Annotated in this window: 13 protein-coding genes; 12 read left to right on the top strand and 1 reads right to left on the bottom strand. The window is 65.7% G+C overall.

All coding sequences use genetic code 11. From position 1 onward, the window contains the following. Positions 1 to 31 precede the first annotated feature (31 nt). The 11 genes from ON062_RS04420 to dapF all read left to right on the top strand — a co-directional run bounded on the left by ON062_RS04420 (position 32) and on the right by dapF (position 10456). The gene (locus tag ON062_RS04420; RefSeq protein ID WP_274645931.1) at positions 32 to 523 is read left to right on the top strand and encodes a GNAT family N-acetyltransferase; all 492 of its coding nucleotides are present in this window, start codon (positions 32 to 34) and stop codon (positions 521 to 523) included. A gap of 54 nt (positions 524 to 577) precedes the next feature. Then, positions 578 to 3304, top strand: a complete 2727-nt coding sequence (locus tag ON062_RS04415; protein ID WP_274645930.1) for a DNA translocase FtsK — start codon at positions 578 to 580, stop codon at positions 3302 to 3304. 45 nt (positions 3305 to 3349) lie between these two features. Continuing rightward, a complete protein-coding gene (pgsA, locus tag ON062_RS04410) occupies positions 3350 to 3916 on the top strand; it encodes a CDP-diacylglycerol--glycerol-3-phosphate 3-phosphatidyltransferase (protein ID WP_274645929.1) in 567 nt (188 codons plus the stop codon). Next, a complete protein-coding gene (locus tag ON062_RS04405) occupies positions 3913 to 4398 on the top strand; it encodes a CinA family protein (protein ID WP_274645928.1) in 486 nt (161 codons plus the stop codon). The genes pgsA and ON062_RS04405 overlap by 4 nt, the downstream gene beginning before the upstream one ends. Before the next feature lie 166 nt (positions 4399 to 4564). Continuing rightward, positions 4565 to 4873, top strand: coding sequence for a helix-turn-helix domain-containing protein (locus tag ON062_RS04400; RefSeq protein ID WP_274645927.1), 309 nt, complete (start codon positions 4565 to 4567; stop codon positions 4871 to 4873). A gap of 7 nt (positions 4874 to 4880) precedes the next feature. Beyond that, a complete protein-coding gene (locus ON062_RS04395; RefSeq protein WP_274645926.1) occupies positions 4881 to 5105 on the top strand; it encodes a DUF3046 domain-containing protein in 225 nt (74 codons plus the stop codon). Between the two features lie 250 nt (positions 5106 to 5355). Next, the gene (gene recA / locus ON062_RS04390; RefSeq protein ID WP_274645925.1) at positions 5356 to 6402 is read left to right on the top strand and encodes a recombinase RecA; all 1047 of its coding nucleotides are present in this window, start codon (positions 5356 to 5358) and stop codon (positions 6400 to 6402) included. A 14-nt stretch (positions 6403 to 6416) separates the two neighbouring features. After that, the gene (locus tag ON062_RS04385; RefSeq protein WP_274645924.1) at positions 6417 to 7025 is read left to right on the top strand and encodes a regulatory protein RecX; all 609 of its coding nucleotides are present in this window, start codon (positions 6417 to 6419) and stop codon (positions 7023 to 7025) included. Positions 7026 to 7073: 48 nt separating this feature from the next. Beyond that, positions 7074 to 8621, top strand: coding sequence for a tRNA (N6-isopentenyl adenosine(37)-C2)-methylthiotransferase MiaB (gene miaB / locus ON062_RS04380; RefSeq protein WP_274645923.1), 1548 nt, complete (start codon positions 7074 to 7076; stop codon positions 8619 to 8621). After that, positions 8618 to 9577, top strand: coding sequence for a tRNA (adenosine(37)-N6)-dimethylallyltransferase MiaA (gene miaA, locus ON062_RS04375; RefSeq protein WP_274645922.1), 960 nt, complete (start codon positions 8618 to 8620; stop codon positions 9575 to 9577). Before miaB ends, miaA begins: the two co-directional genes overlap by 4 nt. Positions 9578 to 9586: 9 nt before the next feature. Then, positions 9587 to 10456, top strand: a complete 870-nt coding sequence (gene dapF, locus ON062_RS04370; protein WP_274645921.1) for a diaminopimelate epimerase — start codon at positions 9587 to 9589, stop codon at positions 10454 to 10456. Positions 10457 to 10477: 21 nt separating this feature from the next. Here the strand turns inward: dapF and ON062_RS04365 are convergent, their stop codons facing one another. Further along, positions 10478 to 11119 carry a class I SAM-dependent methyltransferase gene (locus ON062_RS04365; protein ID WP_274645920.1) on the bottom strand — a complete coding sequence of 214 codons (642 nt, stop codon included), beginning with the start codon at positions 11117 to 11119 and terminating at the stop codon, positions 10478 to 10480. A 114-nt stretch (positions 11120 to 11233) separates the two neighbouring features. On the opposite strand from ON062_RS04365, the gene hflX reads away from it, so the two are divergent. Beyond that, positions 11234 to 12751 carry a GTPase HflX gene (hflX, locus tag ON062_RS04360; protein WP_274645919.1) on the top strand — a complete coding sequence of 506 codons (1518 nt, stop codon included), beginning with the start codon at positions 11234 to 11236 and terminating at the stop codon, positions 12749 to 12751. The last annotated feature ends 21 nt before the right edge of the window (positions 12752 to 12772 follow it).

Below are 12772 nucleotides of genomic sequence, written 5' to 3'. Positions count from 1 at the left end.
CGCGTCCTCGCGGTGTCGCTACACTCACCGCATGGGACCGGTGTTCGTGCTTCGCAACGCGACGCAGCCCGACGGTGCGTTCCTTGCCGACATGCTCGTCGAAGCAGCGAACTGGCGTGCCCAGGGAGCACGTCCCAAGCACGAGATTCTGACAGGAAGTGAACACCGCCGCTATGTGGCGGGGTGGATGCGCCCGGGCGACACCGGAGTGATCGCCGAGGTCGGCGGTGAGCCCATAGGAGCGGCGTGGTACCGCCTGTTGCCACGCAACGACCCGGGGTTCGGATACGTCGATATCGGGGTGCCTGAACTGATCATCGGTGTCCGACCGATCTGGCGTGCGCACGGCGTAGGGCGCGGCCTGTTGACCGCCCTGTGCGCCCGCGCACAAGAGGCGGGCTACGCGCGACTGAGTCTCAGCGTGGAACGAGGGAACTACGCCACCACGCTGTACCGCTCCGAGGGCTTCGCGGTCACCCACCGTGCTCACGGACGCGACACCATGGTCAAGCGCCTGCGCTGAGCGGGGCCGGTGTGGTGACGGCGAAATGTCGCCGGCTCGGCGTACCGTGGGGGAATGGCCAGGAGTTCACAGCCGACCACGAGCGGTCGCGCGCCCGCAAAGGGCGCGTCGTCGCGCACGCAGAAGCCGGCACCGGCGCCCAAGAAGTACGTCGGTGAACCCGACAAGCCGCCGGTGATCGTCCGCATGTGGCTCGGTCTGGCACACGCCACCGGTGGGCTCTTCCGTGCCTTCGGGCCGGAAACGCTGGAGAAAGACCAGCGCCGTGACGGTTTCCCGTTCTTCCTGGTGCTCTTGGCGGTGCTGGGCAGCATCGTCGAATGGTTTTTCATCGGCACGGATGTCGCTGCCACGATCAGTGCGTACTCGGTCGGTGGCCTTCTGGGCCGTGAGGCGTTCATCCTCCCCGTTCTGTTGCTGATCCTCGCGGGATGGATGTTCCGGCACCCTTCATCCGTGCACGACAACGGGCGCATCGGTATCGGCTTCGGCCTGTTCGTCCTGACCATCGCCGGGTTCTGCCATGTCGCGGGCGGTCGACCGCAGCCCAACCAGGGCCTCCCGGCGCTGAGTGAAGCCGGCGGTTTGTTCGGGTGGATGCTGGGAGAACCGCTCGCGATGCTGTTGACCGATGTCGGTGCCTACATCGTGCTCGGCCTCCTGGCGATTCTGTCCGTGCTCATCATCACCAAGACTCCGCCCAACCGCATTGGTCGAAGGCTGGGGGAGTTGTACGCGTGGATGTTCGACGCCCAACCCGAAGAGCGCGCTGAGAAACCGTCCGCAGGTGCGGAGACCGAGGACGGAGAAGGCGACTCGTCTATGCCATGGTGGCGGCGAAATCGCACGGGTCGTGAACAGGATCCCGAGGACGGGATCGGTTCGCAGGATTTGACCGAGCTTCTGCCGGTAGGGACCAGTTCTGGCGGGTTCGACCAGGCGATGGCGCCGGTGACCCCGGATGCCGCGATCCCCGGGCAGGGGGCGAAGACGTCCGCTCCCGACGCGTTAACCGAGGTGTTTGACGCCGCCGCCCTCGCCGGCGTGGTCGCCGGAGCGGGTGAGGCGTCCGGCGTCTCGCTACGCGATGACTCCGACACTGGGGAGATTCCCGATGACCAACTGCCGGGGCCCACCGGCCTCGGTGCAGACGGCATGCGCGCCGCCCCGCCTCTTCCCTACCGTTTGCCATCGGTCAACGCACTGGCCGAGGGGACGCCGCACAAGGCGCGCTCGCAGGCCAATGACGACACTGTTGCCGCCATTACGAGTGTGCTTCAGCAGTTCGGTGTCGACGCGAAGGTGACGGGGTTCTCGCGCGGACCCACAGTCACGCAGTACGAGATCGAGGTCGGGCACGGAGTCAAGGTGGAGCGCATCACCGCTCTCCAGAACAACATCGCCTACGCCGTGGCATCCAACGAAGTGCGCATTCTGGCGCCCATTCCGGGCAAGAGCGCCATCGGTGTCGAGATCCCGAACACCGACCGCGAGATCGTCACGCTCGGCGATGTCTTGCGGTCGCAGGCCGCGGCCCAGTCGACCCATCCGATGACCATCGGCGTGGGGAAAGATGTCGGCGGCGGATACGTGGTGGCGAACCTCGCGAAGATGCCTCACCTGCTGGTGGCGGGATCGACTGGCTCGGGTAAGTCCAGCTTCGTCAACTCGATGATCACAAGTCTGCTCATGCGGGCGAAGCCGAGCGACGTGCGCATGGTGCTGATCGACCCCAAGCGCGTCGAGTTGACCTCGTATGCCGGCGTCCCGCACCTGATCACGCCCATCATCACCAACCCCAAGAAGGCCGCAGAGGCGTTGCAGTGGGTCGTGAAAGAAATGGACATGCGGTACGACGACCTCGCGTCGTTCGGCTTCCGCCACATTGACGACTTCAACAAGGCAGTCGTGGCGGGCGAGATCACCTTGCCCGTGGGCAGCGAGCGCGTGCTCAAGCCCTACCCGTACCTGCTGGTTGTCGTCGATGAGCTTGCCGACCTCATGATGGTCGCCCCTCGCGACGTCGAGGACTCGATCGTTCGCATTACCCAGCTCGCACGCGCCAGTGGCATCCACCTCGTGCTGGCCACCCAGCGCCCGTCCGTCGATGTGGTGACAGGTTTGATCAAGGCGAATGTGCCCTCGCGTCTGGCGTTCGCGGTGACGAGTGTCACCGACTCGCGCGTGATCCTCGACCAGCCCGGCGCTGACCGATTGATCGGTCAGGGTGACGGCCTGTTCCTGCCGATGGGGGCGTCGAAGTCCCTGCGTGTGCAGGGCGCGTGGGTCAGCGAATCTGAGATCGAGAAAGTCGTCAAGCACGTCACCCAGCAGGCCCGACCGGAGTACCGCGATGACGTGGCAGCGGTGGCGGAGAAGAAGGAAGTCGACGCGGACATCGGCGACGACCTCGACGTGCTTCTCGCGGCGGCTGAGCAGATCATCTCGACGCAGTTTGGATCGACCTCGATGCTGCAGCGCAAGCTGCGTGTCGGTTTCGCCAAGGCGGGCCGCTTGATGGATCTCCTCGAGTCTCGAGAGATCGTCGGTCCCTCCGAAGGATCGAAGGCGCGAGACGTGCTCGTCACCCCCGAGCAGTTGCCCGAGGTTCTGGCGCGGCTGCGGGGCGATGATGTTCCTGCAGCGCCGGCCGCGCCCGCGGCGGGCGCGGCCGACGACCGCTACGGGTCTGACGCTGTGGACGCACAGTACGACGGTCTGCCCGTCGTCGAAGGTGAGGACGGATCTGAGGACGCGTGGGGCCTGACCGGCCGCGACTGAGGTCGCTACCGGAGCGGCTTACGCCCAGCAGATAGGCTCGCAGCCATGGCGATTCCCCGGCAGCTTCCGAACATGATCACGATCGTGCGCATTTTCTGCGCACCCGTCTTCCTCGGGATGCTGCTGGCGGACGGCGGCGCAGACGGAGCGTTGCGCTGGTGGGCGGCCGTGCTGTTCATCGTTGCGATCGCGACCGATGGCATTGACGGGTACCTCGCCCGCAAGTACGAGATCGTTTCGGACCTCGGGAAGCTCCTGGATCCGCTTGCCGACAAGATCCTCACCGGCTTCGCCTTCATCGGACTGTCGATCCTTCTCGAACTGCCCTGGTGGGTCACGATCATCGTGCTCATCCGAGAAGTCGGCATGACGGTGTACCGGTTCATGGTGGTGAGCGATCACGTACTTGCCGCGGCGTGGATGGGCAAGCTCAAGACCGTCGCGCAAGGTGTCGCGCTTGCGCTCGCGCTGCTGCCGCTGTGGACCCTCGTGGGTGAATGGATCTTCTGGGTCAACGGGGTCACGATGACGATCGCCGTCATCCTGACGATCGCCAGCGGCATCGACTACGTCGTGACAGAAGTACGCGCCCGGCGGGCGAAGCAGGCGTGAGCGCAACGCTCGCAGAGAGCGCGTTGCGAGCCCTCCAAGCGCGCGGGTGGACCGTCGGGACGGCCGAGTCGCTGACGGGTGGTCTGGTGGTTGCCAGCCTTGTCGATGTACCAGGGGCGTCGGCAAGCGTTCGCGGCGGCATTGTGGCCTACGCCACGGATGTGAAAGCGTCCGCACTCGGAGTGGATGCTTCGTTGTTGGCCGCGCACGGCCCCGTGCATCCCGACGTGGCGCGTCAGCTGGCGGAAGGGGCGCGGAGTGCGCTGGGAGTCGACGTGGGCATCGCCACGACGGGTGTGGCCGGCCCCGAGCCGCAGGGCGGCCGGGCCGTGGGAACCGTGTTCGTGGCTGTGGTCACACCGGAGGCTGCCGCAGTTCGTGAGCTGGCGTTGACGGGCGATCGCGCCGAGATTCGTCACGCCGCGGTGCGCGAAGCGCTCGAGCTGTGTGTCGCGAATGTGCCAGAGGTGCCGGGGGCGTGATCGGGAAAGTCGCGTGTGACGTCGGGAACAAATCGTGTTTCATGTCGGTTACTTTCAGCGATTCCCGCCCAACGCACAGCCGCCCGGGTTAGATTGGCTTCATTCCGGTGATGTACTGTTATCCACCCGGATGATCCGCGGGACATCAGAAGTGAGGAGGGGGCCCATGATTCTGGTTCGTCAAGAGATCGGCGAAGTCCTTCGTGATTTCCGCCAACAAAAGGGACGCACCCTCCGTCAGGTTGCCAGTCGCGCGAGTGTTGCGCTGGGCTACCTGAGCGAAGTGGAGCGTGGCCAGAAGGAAGCATCCAGCGAGATCCTCGCATCCGTCGCGGAAGCGCTCGATGTTCCTATCTCGACCATCATGCGTGAGGTCGGCGACCGGCTCTCGGTTCTCGAGGGTCTGCAGAACTTCCCCGACGTCGTGCCCGACGAGCTCGTCGCCCAGGTCGACGCCGAACTGTCGCTGCGCTGACGTCTGAATGCGGCGCAGCGAGTTCGATCGTGCCGTGTCCGATGAATTCGGCGCGCGCGCGAGCACGGTAACCGGCGATCTCGTCTTGTCGGCGTTCGGCGACCGCAGTGCGCGCGACGCGCTCAGCGCCGGGGCCGATCCACGTGATGTGTGGCTCGCGCTGTGTGCAGAGATGGACGTACCTGCCGAGCGCCGCTACGGCGTCGGCCGGCGTGATCCGAAGAAGCCCTGACGTCGCATGGAACATCGAATACTCGACCGGCGTGTCGTCGAATATGTGTTCGATCCCCGCGTAGGCTCCTCCCCAAGAGGTGTCGGCAGGATGTTATCCACCGCAACGTCGAATCTCGGTCCAATGTCCGAGGGTGCTCGTAGCGTGAAACACGTCATACCGACATCCCCTGCCTTGTCGCAGCATCCGCTTCACCGGAGGGGAGCGCGACAGCCTACAGGCGACGGAACCCACGCAGAAGGAGCATGCCATGCCATCACCCGCTGACCGCGAGAAGGCCCTCGAATCGGCCCTCGCACAGATCGACCGCCAGTTCGGGAAGGGCTCGGTGATGCGTCTCGGTAGCGATGAGCGCGCTCCCGTGGCCGTCATCCCCACCGGATCCATCGCACTCGACGTCGCGCTCGGCATCGGTGGACTTCCGCGTGGCCGCATCATCGAGATCTACGGACCGGAATCGTCAGGTAAGACCACGCTCACACTCCACGCGATCGCCAACGCTCAGCGTGCGGGCGGCATCGCGGCCTTCATCGATGCCGAGCACGCGCTCGACCCTGAGTACGCGAAGAAGCTGGGCGTCGACATCGACGCACTGCTGGTTTCGCAGCCCGACACAGGAGAGCAGGCCCTCGAAATTGCCGACATGCTCGTCCGATCTGGCGCTATCGATCTCGTCGTGATCGACTCGGTTGCCGCTCTGGTGCCCAAGGCTGAGATCGAGGGCGAGATGGGCGACTCTCACGTGGGCCTTCAGGCGCGCCTGATGTCACAGGCGCTGCGCAAGCTGACCGGTGGTCTCAACCAGACCAACACGACGATGATCTTCATCAACCAGTTGCGCGAGAAGATCGGTGTGTTCTTCGGCTCGCCCGAGACCACGGCCGGTGGAAAGGCGCTGAAGTTCTACGCGTCGGTCCGCCTCGACATCCGTCGCATCGAAACGCTCAAAGACGGGACCGAGGCTGTCGGAAACCGTACGCGCGTCAAGATCGTCAAGAACAAGATGGCGCCTCCGTTCAAGCAGGCCGAGTTCGACATTCTGTACGGCGTCGGAGTCTCGCGCGAGGGGTCACTCATCGACTTCGGCGTCGAGCACGCCATCGTCAAGAAGTCGGGTGCCTGGTACACCTACGACGGTGAACAGCTCGGTCAGGGCAAGGAGAACGCCCGCAACTTCCTGATCAAGAACCCCGACATCGCCGCAGATATCGAGTCGAAGATCAAGGTCAAGCTCGGCATCGGTCAGCCCGCTAGCGAAGCCGCTGCCGACGAGTTGGCGGCGCGACGCCCGGCCTGATCATGGTTCGTTTTGTGGATTCCGGGGCGGGTGCGACCGATGAGGATGCGCTCGCCCCGGTGATCCCGATGTTCGGTGATGCCCGGGGTGAACTGACTGCCGCGGCTCGCGAGGCTGAGCCTGAAACCGAAGACGACCGGGTCGAGCGCGGGATGGCGGCGCTGCTCAAGCGGCTTCGCACGCGTTCGCTCTCGATCAAGGAATCAGAGAGCGTCCTTCGCGGGCTCGAGCTCGAGGATGCGGACGTCGCGGAGGTCATCGAAAGAGTGCTGAGCTACGGGTATCTCGACGATGCTGCTCTGGCAGAGCAGCTCGTTCATACCGGAACGCAGCGGAAGGGGCAGGGACGCGGTGTCATTGCTCAGAACCTGGCGAAGCGCGGCATTCCCCGTGACGTCGCCGATGCCGCGTTGGATACCCTCCCCGATGACGACGCAGAACGCGCGCTCGAGTTCGCACGAACAAAGGCGCGTTCTTTGGCGGGCGTCGAACGTGATGCGGCCTTGCGCAGGCTCGCGGGCCAACTCGCCCGAAGGGGGTACGGCGGAGGGGTGGCCTTCTCTGCCGCACGTACTGCTCTCGACGAGCTGGCAGCCCCGCCCAGCAGAGTGCGGTTCGACTGAGACTCCTTCGGCCGCCGCCCAGCGGCGGCTCGTAGAATGGTTCGCACTATGACTTCTCCGTCCTCCGAGCCGACCCTCATTGCGCCGTCCCCCGCGGCGCGCGCTGCCGATGGTACGGCGCGCACATACGAAGTGCGCACGTTCGGCTGTCAAATGAACGTGCATGACTCCGAGCGGCTGTCCGGCTCCCTGGAAAGCGCGGGATACATCCGCGCAGAGGCCGGAACCGACGCTGACGTCATCGTCATCAACACGTGCGCGGTGCGTGACAACGCGGCCGGCAAGCTCTACGGCACGCTGGGGCACCTCAAGTCACGCAAAGACAAGCACGATGGCATGCAGATCGCCGTCGGTGGGTGCATGGCGCAGATGGACAAAGACGCCGTCCAGCAGAAGGCTCCCTGGGTCGACGTGGTGTTCGGCACCCACAACATGGGATCGTTGCCGAGCTTGCTCGAGCGCGCACGCCACAACGGCGATGCCGAACTCGAAATCCTCGAATCGCTCGAGACCTTCCCGAGCACCCTGCCCACAAAGCGTGACAGTGTGTACAGCGGGTGGGTGTCGATCTCCGTCGGCTGCAACAACACCTGCACCTTCTGCATCGTCCCGAGCCTCCGTGGCAAGGAGAAGGACCGTCGTCCCGGCGATGTGCTCAACGAGGTCCGCCTGTTGGTCGAAGACGGAGCGATGGAAGTCACCCTGCTCGGTCAGAACGTCAACTCGTACGGTGTCGAGTTCGGCGACCGGTTGGCGTTTGGAAAGCTGCTCCGGGCTGCCGGCGAAATCGAGGGCCTCGAGCGCATCCGCTTCACCAGTCCTCACCCGGCGGCCTTCACCGATGACGTCATCGACGCGATGGCAGAAACTCCGGCTGTCATGCCGCAGTTGCACATGCCGTTGCAGTCAGGCAGTGACCGCATCCTCAAGGCCATGCGTCGCTCGTATCGCAGCGACCGGTTCCTCGGCATTCTCGAACGTGTGCGCGACAAGATGCCCCACGCGGCCATCACCACCGACATCATCGTGGGCTTCCCCGGCGAGACCGACGAAGACTTCGAAGACACCATGCGCGTCGTCGAGCAGGCACGGTTTGCCAGCGCATTCACGTTCCAGTACTCGATCCGCGAGGGAACTCCAGCGGCGACCATGCCGAACCAGGTGCCCAAGGCCGTGGTGCAGGAACGCTACGAGCGGCTTGCCGCCCTTCAAGATCGCATCTCGCTCGAAGAGAACCAGAAGCAAGTGGGCCGCGAACTCCAGGTGCTCGTCTCGACCGGCGAAGGCAAAAAGGATGCCGAAACGCATCGCCTTACCGGGCGCGCGGAAGACAACCGCCTCGTGCACTTCGAAATGCCCGAGGGCTCTCCCGTTCCGCGCCCCGGCGATGTCGTGTCGGTTGTCGTCACCCAGGCGGCGCCCTACTACTTGCTCGCTGACTCACCCGATGGCGCGCCCTTGCGCATCCGGCGTACGCGATCGGGCGACGCCTGGGATCGCACGCAGGCTGAATCTTGCGGCGTGCCAGCGCCGGCGGATGCCGGTGCCCCGCGTGCCGTATCGCTCGGCCTGCCCACCCTTCGCGTCGGAGTGTGAACGCCGCGCGTTCGACAGCAGCACAACCCGCGACCCACCGGTTGTGGGCGATCGTCGGCGCCACCGGCACGGGCAAGACCTCGCTATCGCTCCGGCTCGCAGAAGCACTGCGCGAGCGCGGGACACCGGCCGAAATTGTCAACGTCGATGCTATGCAGTTCTACCGGGGCATGGACGTCGGTACTGCCAAACTGCCCGAGGGCGAACGCCGTGGCATCCCGCACCACCTGTTCGACGCGCTCGATGTCACCGAAGAGGCCGCGGTCGCTTGGTATCAGCCGACCGCCCGCGGGATCATCGGCGACATCCATGGGCGCGGTGCCGACGCGATTCTCGTCGGGGGCTCGGGGCTCTACGTCTCGAGCGTGGTGTTTGACTTTCAGTTCCCGCCGCACGATGAAGCAGTCCGTGCCGCGCTCGAAGCCGATCTCGTCGCCCATGGGCCCGGCGTGCTCTTTGCGCGCCTGCGTGATGCTGATCCAGCGACGGCCGCGCGCATCGACCCGAAAAACGGTCGCCGTATCGTTCGTGCGCTCGAAGTCCTCGCGCAGGGGAGTGCGACACACGGTGCCGCGCTGCCCGAGCAGCCGGTGTTGTGGCACACGCCGACGCGCCTCATCGGAACGGCCGTCGCGCGCGAAGAACTGATACCGCGTTTGGATGCACGGGTTGAGGAGATGTGGCGCGAAGGGTTGATCGACGAGGTTACCCGGCTGCGCGAGCGCGGACTCGAACGGGGCGTGACGGCGCGGCGCGCCATCGGCTATGCGCAGGCCCTTGCACAGCTGAACGGCGACATCAGTCAGGCTGAAGCCATCGCGCAGACCCAGGCGCTCACCCGACGATACGCCCGCCGCCAGGTGTCGTGGTTCAAGCGTTATGCCGACCTCGAATGGGTGGATCCGGTGATTCCCGCCGAGAGCCTGCTCGACGAGTCGGTGCCGCCGCGACCCTAGACTGGGGCGATGCCCTCCATCACGTTCACCAAGGGACACTGCACCGGCAACGACTTCGTCATCGTGCCCGACGTCGACGGCGCGCTTGATCTCACCGATGACCAGGTCGCCGTGTTGTGCGACCGCCGTTTCGGCATCGGCGGGGACGGTATTCTGCGCGTGGTACGTGCCGAAGCGATTCCTGAAGGGCGGGATGCCGCCGCAGCCGGCGCCGAGTGGTTCATGGACTACCGCAATGCCGACGGGTCGAAGGCAGAGATGTGCGGTAACGGGGTGCGGGTCTTCGTGCACTATCTGGTGCAGGCCGGGTTGAGTGAACTGAGCGATACCCCCATGCTGCTCGGCACACGAGCGGGCGTGAAGACCGTCACGCGCGCGCCAAACGGCTACGAGGTGGATCTCGGCCCGTGGACCGTGGATGCCGCGGAAGTTGTGGTCCGCGCGAAGGGCGGCGGGGCACCGAGGCCGGGCTTGGGTATCGACGTCGGCAACCCGCACATCGTCGTGGCGCTCCCGGATGAGGCTGAGCTCGGCGGTCTTGATCTCACTGTGCAGCCGCACATGCAGCCCGAGCCTCCCCACGGAGCGAACATCGAGTTCGTCGTGCCCAGCGATCCGCTCGTCACCGATGGCGTCGGGTCGATCCGCATGCGCGTGTTCGAGCGCGGAGTCGGCGAGACGCTCTCCTGTGGCACGGGCGTTGCGGCAGCAGCGCTCGCCGTGCGTCACTGGGCGGGACCTGCGGCACCCGATCACTGGCGTGTGGGTGTTCCCGGGGGCACGCTCGAAGTTCGCATGCCGTATGTCGGCGACGAGCAGCACGTGTTGCTCTCAGGCCCGGCGACACTCGTCTACTCGGGTGAGGTCGCGCTGGCCTGAGGCCCGTCCGTCGGACTGCCGTCAGGGGAGCGTGATCGGCTCGCTCGGCGGCGATCCGTGTTTCCGGACTCGCAGGACGCGGAAGCCCTTGCCCGTCGCCGTGCGGTGCACGCTGTAGCCGCGCTCGAACGTCGCGGCGAGCCAGCGCTGCAGTGAGTCTGATCCGAGATTGCGCTGGACCACCAGCCACGCATCCGAACGCTCATCCAGGCGCGGGATCCAGCGCTCGAGGAGTCCGTGGAGTTCGCTTTTGCCCACGCGGATCGGCGGGTTCGAGCGGATGCTGCGAAACGACACATCGTCGGGAACATTATCGGGCAGCACGGCGTTGATGTTCTGCAGGCCTAACGCATCGGCGTTGCGTCGTACGAGATCGAGCGCGCGTTCGTTCACATCGACCGCCCACACGGTGGCGTGCGGTGACTGCAGAGCGAGGGTGAGCGAGATCGGTCCCCAACCGCACCCGAGGTCGAGCAGATGACCACCGGGCGGCGGCGGGGGAGTATTCGCGAGCAGCACGCCGGTACCGGCGTCGATATGGTCGGGACTGAAAACACCCCCAGCCGTGGTCACCTCGACGTCGGCACCGTCCAGCCGCACGCGAATGCGGCGCAGATTCTCAGCGCTTGCGGGCGACGCGCTGAAGTAGTGGTCACTGCCCATGGCCTCTGAGCGTAGCGGAGTCCACGCCCAGCGCGGGAGGCTAGAGTTTACGGATGCTTCGGCCGAAGCATCCGACACCCCTGACAGCCCTGATGAGGGCGCCGAAAGGACCCCATGACCGATACCACCACACCGACCGGCACCGACGAGTCGGGCAGCGACCCGATCGATCGCGTGCTCTCGCGAGCAGAATCGCGTTCGGGTGTGCGGGTATTCGGTTCTGCTCAGGCGCTCCAGGACGCATCGACCGTCGGACGCGCCGACACCGATGGGGATCAGTGGGATCGCGAGGAGCGTGCGGCTCTTCGTCGCGTGCCGGGGCTCTCGACCGAACTCGAGGATGTCACCGAGGTCGAGTACCGTCAGCTTCGCCTCGAGAACGTCGTCCTCGTCGGCGTGCACCCGCAGGGCGCGCAGGAGGATGCCGAGAACTCGCTGCGCGAACTTGCCGCGCTCGCCGAGACGGCCGGGGCCATCGTGCTGGACGCCGTGCTGCAGCGCAGGCCCCACCCGGATCCGGCAACGTACATCGGGCGCGGTAAGGCCGAAGAGCTCAAGGGAATCGTGGCGTCTGTCGGCGCCGACACGGTGATCGCCGACACCGAGCTTGCTCCGAGCCAGCGACGCGCGTTGGAAGACGTCGTGAAGGTCAAAGTCATCGACCGTACGACCGTCATCCTCGATATCTTCAGCCAGCACGCGAAGTCCCGTGAAGGTAAGGCGCAGGTCGAACTCGCGCAACTCGAGTACCTGTTGCCACGCCTGCGCGGCTGGGGTGACTCGATGAGCCGGCAGGCCGGTGGGCAGGTCGGAGCCGGTGGCGCGGGAATGGGATCGCGTGGTCCGGGTGAAACCAAGATCGAGCTCGACCGGCGTCGCATTCGCACGCGCATGGCGCAGCTGCGTCGTCAGATCCGTGATTTCGCGCCGGCCCGCGACGCGAAGCGCGCCGAGCGCAAGCGCAACACCATCCCTTCGGTGGCGATCGCCGGATACACGAACGCGGGCAAGTCCTCGCTGCTGAACCGACTCACGAGCGCGGGCGTGCTCGTCGAGAATGCGTTGTTCGCGACGTTGGATGCCACGGTGCGGCGTTCTGAGACGACCGACGGTCGCGTCTATACGCTCACTGACACCGTGGGCTTCGTGCGCAACCTGCCACATCAGTTGGTGGAGGCGTTCCGCTCCACGCTCGAAGAAGTGGGCGGTTCGGATGTCATCGTGCACGTCGTGGACGGTGCGCACCCCGACCCTGCCGCGCAGCTGGCCACTGTTCGAGATGTGATCGGCGACGTGGGCGCGCGTGACCTGCCTGAGTTGGTCGTCTTCAACAAAGCCGACCTGCTGGACGAGGACACGCGCCTGGTGCTGCGGGGCCTGGAACCCAAGGCCGTGTTCGCGTCGTCTCGCACCGGCGAGGGCATCGAAGAGTTGCGGGCGGCGATCGAACACGCGCTGCCGCTGCCAGAGGTCGAACTGCGCGTGCTGGTGCCCTATGACCGCGGGGACCTCGTATCCGCGATCCACGAGCACGGGATGCTCCTCGAGCAGCAGCACGAAGCCGAGGGCACCGCGATCCACGCACGCGTTGGCGCGCACCTGGCTGCCCGTCTCGAGCCATTTGTGCGCTGACCGCTGGAGCGCTCAGGTCGC

It is taken from the genome of Microbacterium sp. C7(2022) (assembly GCF_028823665.1).
Taxonomy (GTDB): Bacteria; Actinomycetota; Actinomycetes; order Actinomycetales; family Microbacteriaceae; genus Microbacterium.
This window is presented reverse-complemented; position numbering and strand designations above follow the sequence as displayed.

Coding starts and splice junctions, on each gene's coding strand:
- ON062_RS04420 (WP_274645931.1), top strand. CDS start 32: ATGGGACCGGTGTTCGTGCTTCGCAACGCGACGCAGCCCGACGGTGCG.
- ON062_RS04415 (WP_274645930.1), top strand. CDS start 578: ATGGCCAGGAGTTCACAGCCGACCACGAGCGGTCGCGCGCCCGCAAAG.
- pgsA (WP_274645929.1), top strand. CDS start 3,350: ATGGCGATTCCCCGGCAGCTTCCGAACATGATCACGATCGTGCGCATT.
- ON062_RS04400 (WP_274645927.1), top strand. CDS start 4,565: ATGATTCTGGTTCGTCAAGAGATCGGCGAAGTCCTTCGTGATTTCCGC.
- ON062_RS04395 (WP_274645926.1), top strand. CDS start 4,881: ATGCGGCGCAGCGAGTTCGATCGTGCCGTGTCCGATGAATTCGGCGCG.
- recA (WP_274645925.1), top strand. CDS start 5,356: ATGCCATCACCCGCTGACCGCGAGAAGGCCCTCGAATCGGCCCTCGCA.
- miaB (WP_274645923.1), top strand. CDS start 7,074: ATGACTTCTCCGTCCTCCGAGCCGACCCTCATTGCGCCGTCCCCCGCG.
- dapF (WP_274645921.1), top strand. CDS start 9,587: ATGCCCTCCATCACGTTCACCAAGGGACACTGCACCGGCAACGACTTC.
- ON062_RS04365 (WP_274645920.1), bottom strand. CDS start 11,119: ATGGGCAGTGACCACTACTTCAGCGCGTCGCCCGCAAGCGCTGAGAAT.
- hflX (WP_274645919.1), top strand. CDS start 11,234: ATGACCGATACCACCACACCGACCGGCACCGACGAGTCGGGCAGCGAC.